Raw genomic sequence first — 18,407 nt, 5'->3', positions numbered from 1 at the left:
AGTAATATTGAGTTGGCTTTTATCCCACCTTATACTCCAGAAATGAACCCTATTGAACAAGTCTGGAAAGAAATTCGAAAACGAGGTTTTAAAAACAAGGCTTTCCAAACATTGGAAGCCGTCATTGATAAGCTTCAAGAAGTTATTCAAGGACTGGAAAAAAGCGTTTTAAAGTCCACTGTCAGCAGACAATGGACAAGGTTGCTTTTTGAAAACAATTGAGTATAAAGAGGCTGAGTCAAAAGTCTTTCAAATAAGAAAAACGCATAGTATCAGGTTTGAAAAGCTTGATACTATGCGTTTTATTGTGGGAAGATTTTCCTCATTTTCTAGTGAAATTGAACTTTTTCTAACATCTTTTTATAGATTACTTCTTAATCAATTATCATTTCCATTGTTGTTTCTTGGGGTTTCATCCCTTGTCTTTGATAAAAGCGGAGAGCACCCTCGTTATCATTCCAGACACTTAGGGTTAGATTATGGCAGCCAATTTCTTTAGCATAATTGAGAGCGAATTGATAGAGTTGATCACCAATTTTTTGACCACGAGCATTTTGATCTACACATAAATCTTTGATAAAAAGGGTTTTGATTTCTTGGAGAACAGGATTATCTGTTTTATCTTTTATGGTACAAAATAGGTGTCCGAGAACTTGTCCCTTCTTATCTTCAAAAACAAAAATAGGGGTATGTTCTTGAGAGAGAATATTTTGCAACTCAGAGGAACTATATTTAGTCCCAGTTTGCTTAAAAATATCTGGTCGAGCTTGGTGGTGAAGCGTAAGGATTTGTTGTAATAAATCGAGTAATTTAGGAATATCTTCTTGTTTAGCTTTTCGAATAGTCATGAAGGTTCTTTTTATTGGCTTAGTCTATAAGAAAAGCTTTAGGAGCAATCATTTTTCTTTATGAAGAGTTCTTAAAATAATTAACTGTGTTGACATAATCCAAAGAATGAGAATACTCATGTCCAATAGAGAAACATTTCCGTAGTCGTAAAGGCTGGCTCGCAGAAGATTTGAGGAAGGGACGAAAGGGAGGGCACGGTAAAGATGGTTTACCCACTCAGGTAGTCGATCTGCAGGATACATGAGTGGTGAGAACATGAGTCCAATCATAAGAATTAGCTGCGACATAAGGGTTACTGTATTTGGAGAAAAGGTGTAGGCTATAGCAAATCCCAGACTAATCATAGTAAGACAAATCAGAAGCACAATAAAAACACCAAGAAAAGATGGATGGAGACGAACAGAAAAACGGACATACCCAAGTAGAATAGAAATAAAAACTCCCGGCAAAATGGCAATTAACCACATCCACAAGTCAGCGAGAGAAATGAATATCCTAGGGATGGGTAAGGCACGAATATAATCAAAATGCCCTTCCAACTTATCATTTGCTATAACAGGGGAGGAAATTGTACAACCCATGGAGATAATTCCAATTAAAACAGAACCAGACGAAAGATAGTAGGCAGTAGTCGAATCGATATCGCCAATAACTAGAGGGTAGCCAAAAAGAAGAGAAATGGATAAGAGGAGCTGTGCTAGTGTAAAAAGGATGAAAAGCTCTTTTTGGCGCAAGTAGTTCCAATGAAGTAAGTAAAAAAATTGAGTCATATTAGTTGGTTAGCTCCTCTCTATAAAGGTCAGAAATAGTCAATGTTTTTTGATGAAGAGAGAGATTGGAAATTGTTTTTTGACCAAGTTCTTCTGTCAGTTGTGCTATCAATGGAGCTAGACTTCTTTCCTCAATCTCTAATTGACAACTAACACCATTGATAATTGTATAATCTTCTATTTTGTCTAATATACTTTTAGTCTTAAAATCAAAGCTTATCTGATACAGTTTGTCATGGATGATTTGCTTAACCTTTCCTGATTTGAGCAATCTACCATTATTAAAGAGGGCGTAATTATCTGCATATTTTTCAACCTCCAGAAGATTATGAGTAACGATAATAATGGTATGCCCCTTGCTAGCTAACTTTTGCAATAATTGCCATTGCTTTTCACGACGAATGGGGTCAACATCATTTGTTGGTTCGTCAAGAAGAATGATGTCTGAGCTACCGATTAGTGTCATAGCGAAGGAAGTTAGTCTTTTGAGACCGCCCGAAAGATCCTTACCTTTTTTGTAACGATAGTCTTCAATTTCTAAATCAGTGAGAAGCTGGCTGATTGTTTTTTCTAGTTCTTGGGAACTCAATCCTCGCATTTTTCCAAGTATTTCTAAATTTTGTTCTACGGTTAATTTGTCGAGTGGGGCATATTGTTGAGACATATAACTAATTAAGGTGCGTGCTTGTTTACGATTGTATATAAAAGAAATATCACCATACAAAATATCTCCTTGGTCAGGTTTAGTAAAACCAATCATTTGATTCAATAGAGTAGATTTTCCAGCTCCATTGTGTCCCAAAAAAGCCGTGATTTTTGCTGGTGATATTTCTAAGGAAATATGATTATTGGCTAAGTGCTGACCATCAAAAGATTTAGTCAAATTATCAATTACGAGTTTTGCAGTTGTCATAACTTTAATTCTCCGTACTTAGAAAAAATTTCCCAATCGTCTTCTTTACCTGTGCCGCATGTTGGACATTCATCAAGATAGCGTCCCCAAGAATCGTGTGTGAATGAGGCTCCGTTTTCATAATTGATTTCGTATTGATGGTTAAGGCTAATTGGTTCCGTATATTGAGTTAATAATCGGATAGTTTCATCAACAATGGCAGAAGTCAGTTGAAATATTGCTGGACCATAGGCTATTGTAGGGATTGTTTTTGTAATCGTACGAACACCGTGGAATTGTTCAAGGAATAGAGTGTCAATTTTTGTATAATAAATATTTAAACAATCAAAACAGCCTGTTTGGTAAGGGATAACTGAATAGACACGACCACGACTAACTTGACTGGCGCCAAATATACAGGGAATATTTTTTGTAACGATTGCTTTATTTACGATACGTTGAATATCATATTGAGGTTCATCAATCACACATATCGTAATATCAACATCATCAAGTAAAGGAATCAAGTCACTTACAGAGGTGATACGTATATTATGGGTTTCTACTTCAATATCGGAATTCATTTTTGTAACTTCTCTATGGGCAATTTGAACTTTAGATAAGCCAATATCATCTTCCTTGTATAGAAATTGTCTTCCTAGATTACTTTGCTCAACAATGTCAAAATCCACTATTTTTATCTTTTTAGGTCCCAAGCCTGCTAGTAATGTCAGTATGTTAGAACCCCCACCACCAAGACCTAGTAAAAGGATAGTAGACTGATGAATTTTTTTCTGTGTTGCAATACTATCTTGGAAGCTATTTAAATAGCGACTGAAATAATATATATTTGAATGATAACGTTCTTTAATATCCTGAATTTCGCCCGCTTCTTCGAGAACCCCCTCATTATCTAAGAGTTCAAGAGCGCCTGTGATGTCTTCTTCAGTTAAATCATCATATTTTGTTAGCATGATATTGAGAATATCTTGAAAAGGACGTCCGTCCAAAATATTGACTAAATTCCACATTTTATTATTATCATCCTTAATTTCTGTGGTTATACCAATTTGTAGCCCAATCCTAAATAAATTTTTATGAAGTTTATAAACAGGATATATTTCTTTTATTCTTGGATGATAGAATTTCATTTTAACCTCACTATTTTATTAAAAAAGGAAGACGAGGTGATTATAAATCATATATCCTCGTCTTGCAACTCCTAGTTCCTATTACAAATGGAAATAAGTAGAAAGAAAATGGTGAACCTATCTACTCAATTCCAACAGTAGGAATAAATAGAAAAGAACTCCTCTAAAAACTCAATTTTAAAATGCTAATTTTTCAACCTTTTCTGGTTACTAAACATAGAAAACCGGTAGTTTTTAGAGGTGCCCAAAATTTAGAAAACACCCCAGCTAATATCAGTTTTAGCAATAACTTTACGCACTTGAATATTTTTCATTTTTGTAACTCCTTTCATATTTGATAAGAATATTGTATAATAAATTAACGATTTTTTTATCAGCATGTCATAATTGACGTATTTGACGTTATAATTGGCAAAATCATGCTTGTAGTGAGGAATTTGATGTTAAAAATTGCGATTTGTGATGATTCTAATAGGGATGGTAGTCAGCTAGAAAACTTACTCTTATCTTATAAGGACATCAAAATAGAAACGAGTGTTTATACGAATCCCCAAAAACTATTAGAACAATTGACAGAGAAGTACAGTTGTGTTTTTTTGGATATCGAGATGCCACAGATAACAGGAATTGATATGGCACAAAAAATCCGTAAGGTAAACCCTTTTATCCCGATTATCTTTGTTACCAGTTATCGAGATTATATGGAGCAGGTTTTTGAAGTGCAGACTTTTGATTATTTACTTAAACCAGTGACTTCTAAAAAATTATATAAAACTCTGGATAGAGTGGTACGTTTTTTGAATTTAGGGCAAGCTGTATTTACGTTTACTTTTGGAAAGCAGCATTATTCACTGCCTTTAGATGACATTGTATTTTTTGAAAAGGATAAGCGTGCTGTCTTTATTTACACTAAAGATCAGACTTACAAAGCTTTGCTTAAAACGAAAGATATTTTAGAGAAATTACCTGATTACTTTATTCAAATTCATTCTTCCTATATTATCAATCCTAGATATGTGACAGAGTTTGATTCGCAAATAGTCACAATTTTAAATGGAATGGATGAAAATCACCTTCCAATTAGCCGAAAATTTCAAACGTCTTTTAGAGAAAAGTATTATTATTATCTGAGTGAGAGGAATTTTTAATGTTAGTCAGTTTGCGGATTGTGAGTATTCTGTTTGATTTATTTTTGGGAATTATTTTCTTTTATAGACCTCTGTCCCAAAAAGAAAAGTCTAGGAGAATTTGTATCTTTACTTCTCTCCTTTTATTTTTCCATGCCTTGTTGACGATATTATTTTCAGGAGCTAATCTTTTCTTAGTAGGGAATCTTATTCTCAGTATCGCAGAGTATTATTTTTTAGGTCTTTATTTTGGATATGCTGTTCAAGAATCTTCGTTTTGGATTTTTTGTCAGATGAGTCTAACTTTACTAGCTGGTACTATACTCAATCAAGCAGTGCAACTATTTTCCCCTTTATCAGTCATTTCAGAAAATCTAATAGCCATGCTTTTTTATCTCGCTGTAGCTTTTCTTTTATCATTGCTAGTGACCCTGGTTCTTCGACAACTTTTTCGTGCACATCAAAAGTTAGTTTATACTGTTTCTAAAGGGACTTGGTTATACCAGTTTATTGTACCATTTTTGTCCATTTGTTTTGCTTTTACAGTATCAGCGATTCAAGGGCAAGTGTTTGAGAAGGATTATCTTTCTTTTGTTTCTGTATTAGCCCTCATTGTGTTAACGTTCTCTTCTCTCTATTTCACCCTATATCTTTCTCAGCAACAACAGAGGTATTATCAAAGCATACTAGAGACGGAACAGATGACCTTTCAACTGAGAGAAATGAAACAATCTAAAAAAGATTATAGGAGGATTCAAAGGATTCAACACGATTTGAAAAATCAACATTTAATCCTCCTTGCACTTTTAAAAGAAGATCCTGAACAAGCGAAGTCTTATCTCCAAAGCATGACAAATAGTATAGAGAACCAAACTGTCTGTTACTCCAAGAATACAACAATTAACTTTTTACTCAATCAAAAATTACAGGATAAGGTAGAGGACATACAATTGGAAATTGATTGTTTTGTACCTCAACGATTAGAAATCAATCCAGATATTTTAGCGGTTTTACTTGGTAATTTGTTGGACAATAGTCTTGAAGCCTGTATGCGCTTGAGTAATAAAGAAGATAGGGTCTTGATCTTAGGAATACGATATTTTCAGAAGAAACTCTTTATTGCTATCGAGAATTCATTTGATGAGAATGAATTGGTAATACGAAAGGAACGTCAGACAGAGGGATGGGGGCTTAAAAATATTGAGAGACTTGTAACCAATCATAGGGGAACAATGAAGAATTTCATTCAGAATGGACGTCATAAAACAGAAGTGATTCTTCTTGTCTAACTAGGGTTTGTTGCTATCTTAATCAAAATAAAGCAAGTCTTTGCTGGTACTTGTAAAGAGGTCAAAGCCATCCTTGGTAACAACACCGCAGTCTTCAATACGAACACCGACTTTACCAGGGATATAGATACCTGGTTCAACAGAGAAGCACATGCCTTCTTCGATGACCATGTCGTTTCCTTCCATGATAGATGGGAATTCATGGACATCCATACCGATACCATGCCCGAGACGGTGGTTGAAGTACTCACCATAACCAGCTTTTTCGATGACCTCACGGGCAGCGCGGTCCACTTCATGAGCAGTCACACCTGGCTTGATAAAGTCAAGAGCAGCTTGTTGGGCTTCAAGAGTCAAGTTGTAAATATCTTTCTTGAATTGGTCTGGTTTGCCGACAGCGACTGTACGAGTCATATCTGACGCATAGCCATTGACCAGAACACCAAGGTCAAAGAGGAGAAGAGCATCATTTTCAACCTTATTAGCTGCTGGAATGCCGTGTGGATTCGCAGCATTATCACCAGTCAAGACCATGGTATCAAAGCTCATTTCGTAACCTTCACGTTTCATGGCAAAGTCAATTTGTGCGATGATATCTGTCTCAGTCTTGTCAAGAGAAATATTGTCAAAACCAACATGAACAGCCTTGTCAGCATAAAGACCTGCAACCATCATTTTTTGTACTTCGTCAGCTGATTTGATGAGGCGCATGCGTTGGATACGAGGAGTGAGGTTTTCAAACTCAGCAGTTTCAAAAACTGTTTTCAAACCATGGTATTTGGTCAAGATGAGATTGTCAAACTCAACAGCGACACGTTTGAAGTCAAGTTGTGGAAGAGCATGTTTGATTTTTTGCCATGGATTTTCAGAATCGACATAGCCCACTACTGGGAAGGAAACGGTGCTACTTGCACGTTCTACTTCAAGAGCTGGGACAAAGAGGAGAGGTTCCTGATCCGCTAGGACAAAGAGGAACATTTGGCGTTCATGGGGATCACTGTAAAAACCAGTGAGGTAATTGATTGTGACGGGGTCAGATACGACAGCGACGTCTAGTTTTTCTGATTCAAGATATGTTAGGATTTGTTGTAATTTAGACATATGCTACCTTCTTTCTACCCCTCTATTTTGGCAAAAAAAGAGAGAAAATGCAAGGGAGAAGGGTAAAAGAAAAGACAAAAAAACTCCGACAAGATAACGGAGTTCTTTGATATAGTTTCACTTTGTTTAAGAAAAGTCAGCCTTGCTTTTGACATCACTGTATTCTTCAGCGATTTCTTGGCTGAGAATATCTTCATAGGCAGGGAGTTGGATGTCCTGACCATATTTCTTCTTGAGGGCTGTAGTGACTAGGCGATAAGCCAGATTGGCATTACGAGAGAGGATAGGCCCGTGGAAGTAGGAACCAAAGACATTCTTATAATGAACCCCTTCGCCGACCTTTTCTTCGTTGTTTCCATTTCCATAGACAACCTGTCCCAGTGGTTTTTGGTCATCAGAGAGGAAGGTACGTCCCTGGTGATTTTCAAATCCATAGTAGGTTTCATTGAAATCTTCATTGTGAATCTTGATGTCCCCGATAAAACGGTTATTGGTCTGGTTGAGAGTGTAGTGGCCCATGACCCCTAGTCCTTCGATGCGTTTGCCTGAAGCTTCAACATAATATTGACCCAATAGTTGAAAACCACCGCAGATAGCGAGAACCACACCGTCGTTTTTGATGTAGTTGTCAATGCTCTCTTTTTTAGCAGGTAGGTCGTCTGCAATGATACTTTGTTCAAAGTCTTGACCGCCTCCGAAAAAGGCGATGTTGTAGTGATTTTCATCAAAATCATCATGGAGAGAAACGATGTCAACGGTCACATGGGCTCCCAGTTTTTCAGCAACATACTTGAGCATGAGGATGTTTCCATTGTCCCCGTAGGTATTCATGAGATTTCCGTAGAGGTGGGCAATGTTGAGCTGATAGGGGTAATTGCCATCTTTTGAGGAAAGTGAAGTATAAACCATTAGTTCATCTCCTTTCTAACAATCTGACGACTAGCCAGCAGTTCACGAAATTCCAGCATAGCAGTATAAGTAGCCAGGATATAGGCATGCTTGCAGTCTTGGTTCTCAATTGTCTTAAGAACTTGTTCCAGACTACTTGTTTCAGTGATTTTATCAGCTGGATAGCCTGTCACTCGGAGACGACGAGCAATTTCAGAATGGCGAACACCGCCAGCGTTGATTTCAGGAATGTCCATGTCAGTGATTTGCTCAAAGTCTGCATCCCAGATCCAGCTAGTGTCAATTCCATCTGCATAGTTGGCATTGAGGAGGACAGATAGGCTAAATGGATAAGGTGCTAGTTTAATCATCTCGATAGCTTGAGTTGCACCGACTGGATTTTTAATCAAGACAAGGGTACATTCCTTGTCACCGATATGGAAGGTTTCTTGGCGTCCAAAGACAGCACGGCTCTTATCAAATCCTTGCTTGATTAGTTGGGAATCTGCACCAAGGAAACGGGCGATGGCAACCGCAGCTAGGGCGTTGTAGATATTGTAGAGACCACCGATTTGGATACCATATTCTTGTCCGTCAATGACAAAGCGAGAGCGATTGTTGGTCAACTCAACCAATTCTGTCAAGCGATAGTCTAAATCAGGACGTTTACATCTACAACCTTCACAGATATAGGCACCCAAGTTTGCATAGGTATTATGCTCATATTTGAGGATTCCTTGGCAGTCAGGGCAGAGGATTCCTTCGGTATTGTAGTGAGCTTCTCGAGCGGGTCCTTTTTCTAAGTCAAACCCAAAATACTGCACAGGATTTGGAATATCCGGTTTGTAGAAAAGTGGACTATCTCCATTGAGAAGTACAGTAGCGGTTGGAACTTTTCGAATGGCATCCAAAATCATCTTATAAGTCGTGTAAATCTCGCCATAGCGGTCCATCTGGTCACGGAAGATATTCGTGATAACAAAAAGGCTTGGCTGGATGTAGTCACAGATACGAGATAGACTGGCCTCGTCGATTTCTAGGACGGCAATATTTTTCCCAGTTTTTGAAGATTTGGCTGTTAGGAAGGTTGTTGCAATTCCTGTAATCATGTTGGCACCGCTTGGGTTGGTTAGAACTTGACCATAAACCTCTTTTAAAATGCCGACAGTGAGGGCAGTTGTCAGGGTTTTTCCATTTGTTCCAGTGACCACGACAATCTCGTAGTTCTTAGCTAGGTTTTGTAAAATATCTTTATCAAATTGAAGGGCGACTTTCCCTGGGAGCGTACTTCCACGTCCAAGACGGCTTAAAACGAAGTGGGAAGAACACCCAGCAAGAAGGCCCAAAGTAGTTTTTAAGTTCATGTTTCTATTATATCACAAAAGAGGGAAAAGACAGATTTGATACTCAATGAAAATCAAAGAGCAAACTAGGAAGCTAGCCGCAGGCTGTACTTGAGTACGGCAAGGTGAAGCTGACGTGGTTTGAATTTGATTTTCGAAGAGTATGAGATTTCGCAGAAATGAAAACAGCCCTCAGAGGGCTGTCAGTTAAGATGTGATCTCAACTTAAATCGCAAACAAGTCATTCAAGTTCTCAGCCAAAGTTGGGTGAGTGAAGATTTGTTTTGTGAAGTAAGTGTAAGGAATCTTGTTGTCCATAGCAACAGTGATGATGTTGATGATTTCTTGAGAACCTTCTGAGAAGATGCTTGCTCCAAGAATTTCTTTTGTTTCAGTATTAACCACAGCTTTGAAAGCTCCGCGAAGGTCTCCGTTTACGTGACCACGAGGCATTGCTGCAACAGGGATTTCTTTCACTGCGTATGGAAGTTTCAAATCAGCCGCTTGGCTTTCAGTCAAACCAACTTGTGAAAGTGCAGGTGTGATGAACATAGTATTTGGCACATTGAGACGGTCTTCAAGTGTGTAGCTGCCATCTCCAGCAAGGTAGCTGTAAACAACACGGAAGTCATCAAGTGAAATGTAAGTAAATTGAAGGCCACCGTTGACATCTCCAACTGCAAAGACACCAGGAACGTTTGTTTGACAGTGTTTGTCTACTTTAATAGCGCCACGTTCAGTTAGTTCAATATCTGTATTTTCAAGTTGAAGTGGTTCTACATTTGGTTTGCGTCCAGTTGCGTAGAGAAGGGCATCGAAACGGTAAGTTTCGTTTTCAGTTACGACAAGCACTTGGTCACCGTCGTTTTTGATTTCAGTAGTATGGATATTTTGAAGCAATTCAATGCCATCTTCTTCCATGTATTGTTTAGCAAGAGCTGCGATGGAAGGTTCTGCACGAGGTAGGAAAATATCCAAGGCATCTAGGACTGTAACCTTGCTTCCAAGTTTGTTGTAAAGACCAGCAAATTCAAGACCGATATTTCCACCACCAAGGACTCCAAGTTTCTCAGGCAATTTGTCCAAGTTTTGGATACCTGTTGAGTCAAAGACGTTTTTGCTTGTAGCAAGTCCAGGGATTGGCAAGACGTTTGAAACAGCACCAGTGTTGATGACGATTGTTTCAGCAGTCAGTTCTTTCTTTTCATCACCAGCTTGGATTTCGATGACTTTATTGGAAAGGAAGTGAGCTTCCGCATCAAAGATATCCACGCCTGTACCAGCAACAGTCGCATAGTTTTTACTATTGAGGCGACCAGTGATCGTGTTTTTAGTAGCAATGACTTCTTCAAAAGATAAGTCCTTCTCAGCAGCAACTAGCAAAGTCTTAGTTGGGATACAACCGATGTTAATACAAGTTCCACCGTACATAGCTTTGCTACGTTCAATGAGGGCAACTTTTTTGCCAGCTGAAGCCAATTTACCAGCTAGTGTTTTACCAGCTTTACCAAATCCGATAACGATTAAATCATAAGTTAACATTTAGAGTTCCTCCTATTCGCATTTCATTCTAGCACAAGAAAAAAACTTTTGCACAATTCTGCTACGGAAAAGACAGAAAAAGATAAAAACGCTTTCCAGACAAAAAACTAGTAATTTTTTGACAAGCTTGATAAACTAAAATCCTATCTATTTTTATATAAGATAGAATAAATGTTCGAAAATAGGAGGTTTTATGAAATCGAATCGTTATATTATTGCCTTTGCTGGGGTCATTTTACACTTAATGCTGGGTTCTACTTATGCTTGGAGTGTTTATCGCAACCCTATTATTGAAAAAACGGGATGGGATCAGGCTTCTGTTGCCTTTGCCTTTAGTCTAGCAATCTTTTGTTTGGGCTTATCGGCTGCATTTATGGGGCGTTTGGTAGAAAAATTTGGTCCGAGAGTCATGGGGAGTCTATCTGCTTTTCTATACGCAGGTGGAAATATCTTAACAGGATTTGCAATAGACCGTCAGGAGCTGTGGTTGCTGTATCTCGCTTATGGCATTTTAGGTGGGCTTGGTTTGGGAGCAGGCTATATTACCCCTGTGTCAACAATTATAAAATGGTTTCCTGATAAACGTGGTCTCGCAACAGGTTTAGCGATTATGGGGTTTGGTTTTGCTTCTTTATTGACTAGTCCTATAGCGCAACATCTCATCGCGGGGGTAGGGCTTGTAGAAACTTTTTATATTTTAGGTGCAAGTTACTTTATTATCATGCTCCTAGCTTCACAATTCATTAAGCGTCCAAATGAGCAAGAGCTTGCAATTTTATCTGCTTCAGGGAAAGAAAAAATAGCCTCTTTGACGCAAGGAATGGCTGCAAATCAGGCTCTGAAAAGCAATCGGTTTTATATACTTTGGATTATTTTCTTTATCAACATAGCTTGTGGTTTAGGCTTAATTTCAGCGGCATCGCCAATGGCACAGGAAATGGCTGGCTTGTCTACAAGTCATGCAGCAGTAATGGTGGGCGTTTTAGGGATTTTCAATGGATTTGGTCGCTTGCTTTGGGCGAGTTTGTCTGACTATATCGGTCGCCCTCTAACCTTTAGTATATTACTGCTTGTCAATCTTTTCTTTTCTCTCTCACTTTGGCTCTTTACAGATTCCGTTTTATTTGTAGTCGCTATGTCTATTTTGATGACTTGCTATGGAGCTGGTTTTTCTTTGATTCCAGCTTATCTCAGTGATATTTTTGGAACCAAGGAATTGGCTGCTCTGCATGGTTATATTTTAACAGCTTGGGCAATGGCTGGTTTAGCAGGACCTATTTTATTAGCAGAGACTTATAAAATGGCTCATTCTTACACACAAACCTTGTTCGTTTTTATCATTTTATATAGTATCGCCTTGGCTTTGTCTTATTATCTAGGTCGTTCCATCAAAAAGGAAAGCTAAAAACCGCTTACATGATTTTCTGTAGAAATGGGGCTATCTTTTGCTTCTCTCTTGTGTTATACTAGATAGGTTGCAAAGAAAACAGTACTTTTCTTTTGTGGAAAAGAAGCAACACGATTTTGTATCCAGTATATGAAAATACGTCATAAAAAGAAAAGTATAAACTAAGCCCTATAGGGTGGCTTCGCACCACCTTTAGAAAGAAGAATAACGTGAAATTTAATGAATTAAACTTGTCTGCTGATTTGCTAGCAGAGATTGAAAAAGCTGGTTTTGTAGAAGCCAGTCCGATCCAAGAACAAACCATTCCCTTGGCCCTTGAAGGCAAGGACGTTATCGGTCAAGCTCAGACTGGTACAGGAAAAACTGCAGCCTTTGGCTTGCCTACCCTTGAAAAAATCCGTACAGAAGAAGGGACTATCCAAGCCTTGGTCATCGCTCCAACTCGTGAACTAGCTGTCCAAAGTCAAGAGGAACTCTTCCGCTTTGGTCGTAGTAAGGGAGTCAAGGTTCGCTCAGTATATGGTGGATCAAGCATCGAAAAACAAATTAAGGCTCTTAAATCTGGTGCCCATATCGTGGTGGGAACTCCAGGTCGCCTTTTGGACTTGATTAAACGCAAGGCCTTGAAATTACAAGATATTGAAACTCTTATCCTTGACGAAGCGGATGAAATGCTCAACATGGGCTTCCTTGAAGACATTGAAGCTATCATCTCCCGTGTCCCTGAAAACCGTCAAACTCTACTCTTCTCAGCAACTATGCCAGATGCTATCAAACGTATCGGTGTTCAGTTTATGAAAGAACCTGAGCATGTCAAGATTGCTGCTAAGGAATTGACAACAGAATTGGTTGACCAATACTATATCCGAGTTAAAGAACAAGAAAAATTTGACACCATGACTCGTCTCATGGATGTGGAGCAACCTGAGCTTGCTATCGTATTTGGTCGTACAAAACGCCGTGTAGATGAATTGACTCGTGGTTTGAAAATCCGTGGCTTCCGTGCAGAAGGAATTCATGGTGATTTGGACCAAAACAAACGTCTTCGTGTCCTTCGTGACTTTAAAAATGGCAATCTTGATGTTCTGGTTGCGACAGACGTTGCAGCGCGTGGTTTGGATATTTCAGGTGTGACCCATGTCTACAACTACGATATTCCACAAGATCCTGAAAGTTATGTTCACCGTATCGGTCGTACAGGTCGTGCTGGTAAGTCAGGTCAGTCTATTACTTTTGTTGCTCCAAACGAAATGGGTTACCTGCAAATCATTGAAAACTTGACCAAGAAACGCATGAAAGGTCTCAAACCTGCAAGTGCAGAAGAAGCATTTCAAGCTAAAAAACACGTAGCTCTTAAGAAAATCGAACGTGATTTTGCAGATGAGACTATCCGTGCCAACTTTGAGAAATTTGGTAAGGATGCTCGTAAGCTAGCTGCCGAATTTACTCCAGAAGAATTGGCAATGTATATCTTGAGTCTGACTGTTCAAGATCCAGATAGTCTTCCTGAAGTAGAAATTGCACGTGAAAAACCACTGCCATTTAAACCATCAGGTAATGGCTTCAGTGGTAAAGCTAAGGGAGGTCGTGGAGGCCGTCGTGGAGATGACCGTCGAGACCGTGATCGCCGTGGCAATGATCGTTTTGATAAGGAAAAACGTTATCGTAAGGATAATAAAAAACCACGCACTACTTCAAGCGAAAAGCAAACAGGCTTTGTGATTCGTAACAAGGGCGATAAATAAGAAAAAGCGGTTCAAAATGAATCGCTTTTTTTTATATAAGGAGACCGAATGTGAAAAGATAATACTCAATAAAAATCAAAGAGCAAACTAGGAAACTAGCCGCAGGCTGTACTTGAGTACGGCAAGGCGACGTTGATGCGGTTTGAAGAGATTTTCGAAGAGTATAAATAAAATCATTATATTATATTTTATAACGTCATAATATACAAAAAATAGGCAAATTGTCAATAGAAAAGGAACAACTTAATTAAAAATATTCTGGTTTTTAAAAATTGCAATTAAATAAGCAATTTTCAGATAATAATTGAAAATTCAAGCTGTTTATGTTATAATGATAGCGATTAAATTCGAGGTGAAAAATGGCACATTTATTAGAAAAAACTAGAAAAATTACTTCTATCCTGAAGCGCTCAGACGAGCAGTTGCAGGAAGAGCTTCCCTACAATGCGATTACCCGTCAATTGGCAGATATTATTGACTGTAACGCCTGTATCGTTAATAGCAAGGGACGTCTCCTTGGCTATTTTATGCGTTACAAAACCAATACAGATCGTGTAGAGCAATTCTTTCAAACTAAAATTTTCCCGGATGACTACATTCAAGGTGCGAACATGATTTACGATACAGAAGCCAATCTGACAGTTGATCATGATTTAAGTATTTTTCCTGTGGAAAGTCGGAACGACTTTCCAGATGGTTTGACGACTATTGCACCGATTCATGTATCGGGGATTCGCCTTGGTTCTCTGATTATTTGGCGCAATGATAAAAAATTCGAAGACGAGGACTTGATTCTTGTTGAGATTGCCAGTACCGTTGTTGGGATTCAGCTTCTTAACTTCCAGCGTGAAGAAGATGAGAAAAATATCCGTCGCCGTACTGCTGTTAGCATGGCGGTTAATACCCTTTCTTACTCCGAACTCCGTGCTGTTTCAGCAATTTTAGGGGAATTAAATGGAAATGAAGGGCAGTTAACTGCGTCTGTAATTGCAGATCGTATCGGAATTACCCGCTCTGTGATTGTCAATGCCCTTCGTAAACTTGAGTCCGCTGGGATTATTGAAAGTCGCTCGCTTGGAATGAAGGGAACCTATCTTAAGGTCTTGATTTCAGATATTTTTGAAGAAGTTAAGAAAAGAGATTACTAATGACTAAGGCTTTGATTTCGATTGACTATACGGAAGATTTTGTTGCTGATAGTGGTAAATTGACAGCAGGGGCTCCAGCCCAGGCTATTTCGGATGCCATTAGCAAGGTGACTAGACTAGCTTTTGAACGTGGAGACTACGTCTTTTTTACCATTGATGCGCACGAGGAAAATGATTGTTTCCATCCAGAAAGTAAACTATTCCCTCCTCATAATCTGATTGGGACTAGTGGACGCAATTTATACGGAGATTTGGGGATCTTTTATCAAGAGCGTGGTTCAGACAGTCGTGTCTTTTGGATGGATAAACGCCATTACTCAGCTTTTTCAGGGACTGACCTAGATATTCGTTTGAGAGAGCGTAGAGTGTCTACCGTTATCTTAACAGGTGTCTTGACGGATATCTGTGTCCTGCATACAGCTATCGATGCCTATAATCTAGGATATGACATCGAGATTGTTCAACCAGCTGTTGCTTCTATCTGGCCTGAAAATCATCAATTTGCCCTAGGCCATTTCAAAAATACACTTGGAGCTAAGTTAGTAGATGAAAATCTAAATGAAATTTTAGAGTAATTTAGAGTAATTTGGTTGATGAAATGAAAAAAATTGAAAAAAAGTGTTGACAAGCATCCCAAAAGTTGATATACTAGTAAAGTAATCGACGCGGGGATGGCGGAATTGGCAGACGCGCAGGACTAAGGATCCTGTGACCGCTTTAGGTCGTGAGGGTTCAAGTCCCTCTCTCCGCATAGGATAAGAGTTAGCTTAGGCGAGCTCTTTTGTATTTCTCTAAAAAATTAGAATCCAGTCAAATGTAGTGGAGAATCAGCGAAAATATGGGAAAGCTGATCCTTGTTTCTGCTTTTGTATAGAAGAATAATAAAGATTATCTTCTTAAAATTCTCCGATATTCTCTAAAGTTCTGTGCAAGTTGCACAGAACTTTTTTGTTTTTTTTGGTCATCTTGCCATAGAAATGTAAAGCGTTTTCATCTATAATATAATTATCAAAAGACAAAAGGAGTTCACCTCATGGTAGAATTGAATCTTAAAAATATTTACAAAAAATATCCAAACAGCGAACACTATTCAGTTGAAGATTTCAACTTGAATATCAAAGATAAAGAATTTATCGTTTTCGTAGGTCCTTCAGGATGTGGTAAATCAACAACCCTTCGTATGATTGCTGGTCTTGAAGACATCACAGAAGGTACTGCATCTATCGATGGCGTGGTTGTCAACGACGTAGCTCCAAAAGACCGTGACATCGCCATGGTATTCCAAAACTACGCTCTTTACCCACACATGACTGTATACGATAACATGGCTTTCGGTTTGAAATTGCGTAAATACAGCAAAGAAGACATCGACAAACGTGTGCAAGAAGCAGCTGAAATCCTTGGATTGAAAGAATTCTTGGAACGTAAACCAGCTGACCTTTCAGGTGGTCAACGTCAACGTGTTGCCATGGGTCGTGCCATCGTCCGTGATGCAAAAGTATTCTTGATGGACGAACCTTTGTCAAACTTGGATGCAAAACTTCGTGTATCAATGCGTGCTGAAATTGCGAAAATCCACCGTCGTATCGGAGCTACAACTATCTACGTAACTCACGACCAAACAGAAGCGATGACACTTGCAGACCGTATCGTTATCATGTCAGCAACTAAGAACCCTGCTGGTACAGGTACTATCGGACGTGTTGAGCAAATCGGTACTCCTCAAGAAGTTTACAAAAACCCAGTTAACAAATTCGTTGCAGGATTCATCGGAAGCCCAGCAATGAACTTCATCAATGTGAAATTAGTTGGTAGCGAAATTATTTCTGATGGTTTCCGTTTGAAAGTTCCAGAAGGAGCATTGAAAGTTCTTCGCGAAAAAGGCTACGAAGGTAAAGAGTTGATTTTCGGTATCCGTCCAGAAGATGTGAATGCAGAACCTGCTTTCCTTGAAACATTCCCAGACTGTGTTGTAAAAGCGACTATCTCTGTATCAGAACTGCTTGGTTCAGAATCTCACCTATACTGCCAAGTTGGTAAAGACGAATTTGTTGCTAAAGTTGATGCTCGTGATTACTTGCAAACAGGTGCAACAGTTGAACTTGGATTTGACTTGAACAAAGCACACTTCTTCGATGTAGAAACTGAAAAAACAGTCTATTAAAATAAATAAAATTCAAAGCAGTACAAGAAAAGATATCTCTTTATCGATTGTAGTGGAGAGATATCAGTTAGTCTAGGGAGAGAAACAAAATGCTTCTCTCCTTTTTGCTAGGGAAGTCATATTATGTATCTATCTTGTGACGTGCCTTGAATAAAAATGGTCGTCTTATTTGACTTATAGGGTGACTAGCAAATGAAATATTGTTTTCCCTTTCTTCTTTACTGGAAAATATGCTATAATAGAGAGTAAAAACTTTGAAAGAAAGAAAAAGATGAATTTAAAAGATTACATTGCAACAATTGAAAATTATCCAAAAGAAGGTATCACCTTCCGTGATATTAGTCCTTTGATGGCTGATGGAAATGCTTATAGCTACGCTGTTCGTGAAATTGTTCAGTATGCTACTGACAAGAAAATTGACATGGTTGTAGGGCCTGAGGCTCGTGGATTTATTGTGGGCTGTCCAGTTGCCTTTGAGTTGGGAATTGGTTTTGCACCTGTTCGTAAACCAGGTAAATTGCCACGTGAAGTCATTTCTGCTGACTATGAAAAAGAGTACGGTGTTGATACCTTGACTATGCATGCGGATGCAATCAAACCAGGTCAACGCGTTCTTATTGTAGATGACCTCTTGGCAACAGGTGGAACTGTTAAGGCAACTATCGAGATGATTGAAAAACTTGGTGGTATTGTAGCAGGTTGTGCCTTCCTTGTTGAATTGGATGAATTGAACGGCCGTGAAAAAATCGGGGACTACGATTACAAGGTTCTTATGCATTATTAATGAAAAACAGTCCCTGGGGCTGTTTTCTCTACATTAGGATATAAAAATAGACTATAGCTAGTTAGAGAAAAACTATAATTGAAAACTATATCTTCTTGCAGTATAATAAAAGGACTATGTGTTTGAAATTTAGTTTCATACTCAATGAAAATCAAAGAGTAAACTAGCCGTAAGCTGCTCAAAGTACAGCTTTGAGGTTGCAGATA

Annotated in this window: 17 protein-coding genes and 1 tRNA gene; 10 read left to right on the top strand and 8 right to left on the bottom strand. The window is 38.6% G+C overall.

Annotation, left to right across the window (positions count from 1 at the left end; all coding sequences use genetic code 11):
* A partial coding sequence (locus HT693_RS00285) for a transposase (RefSeq protein WP_172924641.1) occupies positions 1-222 on the top strand: 222 nt, incomplete at its 5' end.
* 152 nt (positions 223-374) lie between these two features.
* On the opposite strand, the gene HT693_RS00280 is transcribed toward HT693_RS00285, so the two are convergent.
* Genes HT693_RS00280 through HT693_RS00265 form a run of 4 tightly spaced genes read right to left on the bottom strand, consistent with a single transcriptional unit; the run spans position 375 to position 3,662 of the window.
* Positions 375-848 (bottom strand): GNAT family N-acetyltransferase, encoded by a 474-nt coding sequence (locus tag HT693_RS00280; protein ID WP_138704991.1) that lies wholly within the window; start codon positions 846-848, stop codon positions 375-377.
* 48 nt (positions 849-896) lie between these two features.
* Complete coding sequence (locus tag HT693_RS00275) at positions 897-1,619, bottom strand: ABC transporter permease (protein WP_000191422.1); 723 nt, start codon at positions 1,617-1,619, stop codon at positions 897-899.
* Between the two features lies 1 nt (position 1,620).
* Positions 1,621-2,532 carry an ABC transporter ATP-binding protein gene (locus HT693_RS00270; protein ID WP_000205301.1) on the bottom strand — a complete coding sequence of 304 codons (912 nt, stop codon included), beginning with the start codon at positions 2,530-2,532 and terminating at the stop codon, positions 1,621-1,623.
* Positions 2,529-3,662, bottom strand: a complete 1,134-nt coding sequence (locus HT693_RS00265) for a ThiF family adenylyltransferase (RefSeq protein ID WP_023936973.1) — start codon at positions 3,660-3,662, stop codon at positions 2,529-2,531. The genes HT693_RS00270 and HT693_RS00265 overlap by 4 nt, the downstream gene beginning before the upstream one ends.
* 440 nt (positions 3,663-4,102) lie before the next feature.
* Between HT693_RS00265 and HT693_RS00260 the strand changes: the two genes are divergently transcribed.
* Positions 4,103-4,810: a LytTR family DNA-binding domain-containing protein gene (locus HT693_RS00260; RefSeq protein ID WP_050242000.1), complete on the top strand. Its 708-nt coding sequence runs from the start codon at positions 4,103-4,105 to the stop codon at positions 4,808-4,810.
* Positions 4,810-6,078 (top strand): GHKL domain-containing protein, encoded by a 1,269-nt coding sequence (locus HT693_RS00255; protein ID WP_000961370.1) that lies wholly within the window; start codon positions 4,810-4,812, stop codon positions 6,076-6,078. The genes HT693_RS00260 and HT693_RS00255 overlap by 1 nt, the downstream gene beginning before the upstream one ends.
* 18 nt (positions 6,079-6,096) lie before the next feature.
* On the opposite strand, the gene HT693_RS00250 is transcribed toward HT693_RS00255, so the two are convergent.
* The 4 genes from HT693_RS00250 to HT693_RS00235 all read right to left on the bottom strand — a co-directional run bounded on the left by HT693_RS00250 (position 6,097) and on the right by HT693_RS00235 (position 10,952).
* Entirely contained in the window at positions 6,097-7,179 is a 1,083-nt protein-coding gene (locus HT693_RS00250; protein ID WP_000040911.1) for a Xaa-Pro peptidase family protein, read from the bottom strand.
* 126 nt (positions 7,180-7,305) lie between these two features.
* Positions 7,306-8,088 carry a lipid II isoglutaminyl synthase subunit GatD gene (gene gatD / locus HT693_RS00245; RefSeq protein WP_000263200.1) on the bottom strand — a complete coding sequence of 261 codons (783 nt, stop codon included), beginning with the start codon at positions 8,086-8,088 and terminating at the stop codon, positions 7,306-7,308.
* Complete coding sequence (gene murT / locus HT693_RS00240) at positions 8,088-9,431, bottom strand: lipid II isoglutaminyl synthase subunit MurT (protein WP_172924639.1); 1,344 nt, start codon at positions 9,429-9,431, stop codon at positions 8,088-8,090. The genes gatD and murT overlap by 1 nt, the downstream gene beginning before the upstream one ends.
* A 204-nt stretch (positions 9,432-9,635) precedes the next feature.
* Entirely contained in the window at positions 9,636-10,952 is a 1,317-nt protein-coding gene (locus HT693_RS00235) for an FAD-containing oxidoreductase (protein ID WP_138704989.1), read from the bottom strand.
* 193 nt (positions 10,953-11,145) lie between these two features.
* On the opposite strand from HT693_RS00235, the gene HT693_RS00230 reads away from it, so the two are divergent.
* The 7 genes from HT693_RS00230 to HT693_RS00200 all read left to right on the top strand — a co-directional run bounded on the left by HT693_RS00230 (position 11,146) and on the right by HT693_RS00200 (position 18,201).
* Positions 11,146-12,357: an OFA family MFS transporter gene (locus HT693_RS00230; RefSeq protein ID WP_054392598.1), complete on the top strand. Its 1,212-nt coding sequence runs from the start codon at positions 11,146-11,148 to the stop codon at positions 12,355-12,357.
* Between the two features lie 212 nt (positions 12,358-12,569).
* Positions 12,570-14,105 (top strand): DEAD/DEAH box helicase, encoded by a 1,536-nt coding sequence (locus HT693_RS00225; protein WP_138704988.1) that lies wholly within the window; start codon positions 12,570-12,572, stop codon positions 14,103-14,105.
* Positions 14,106-14,464: 359 nt separating this feature from the next.
* Positions 14,465-15,253, top strand: a complete 789-nt coding sequence (gene codY, locus HT693_RS00220) for a GTP-sensing pleiotropic transcriptional regulator CodY (protein ID WP_138704987.1) — start codon at positions 14,465-14,467, stop codon at positions 15,251-15,253.
* Positions 15,253-15,828: an isochorismatase family cysteine hydrolase gene (locus HT693_RS00215; protein ID WP_023940283.1), complete on the top strand. Its 576-nt coding sequence runs from the start codon at positions 15,253-15,255 to the stop codon at positions 15,826-15,828. The genes codY and HT693_RS00215 overlap by 1 nt, the downstream gene beginning before the upstream one ends.
* A gap of 90 nt (positions 15,829-15,918) precedes the next feature.
* Positions 15,919-16,004: transfer RNA gene (locus HT693_RS00210), tRNA-Leu, on the top strand.
* 282 nt (positions 16,005-16,286) lie between these two features.
* Complete coding sequence (gene ugpC / locus HT693_RS00205) at positions 16,287-17,417, top strand: sn-glycerol-3-phosphate ABC transporter ATP-binding protein UgpC (protein ID WP_000229957.1); 1,131 nt, start codon at positions 16,287-16,289, stop codon at positions 17,415-17,417.
* A 271-nt stretch (positions 17,418-17,688) separates the two neighbouring features.
* Positions 17,689-18,201, top strand: a complete 513-nt coding sequence (locus tag HT693_RS00200; RefSeq protein WP_023933925.1) for an adenine phosphoribosyltransferase — start codon at positions 17,689-17,691, stop codon at positions 18,199-18,201.
* Positions 18,202-18,407 lie beyond the last annotated feature (206 nt).

It is taken from the genome of Streptococcus sp. 2154, from assembly GCF_013277255.1.
Classification (GTDB): domain Bacteria; phylum Bacillota; class Bacilli; order Lactobacillales; family Streptococcaceae; genus Streptococcus; species Streptococcus pseudopneumoniae.
Note: the sequence above shows the minus strand (reverse complement) of the source record. Positions and strands in the feature narration are given on the sequence as shown.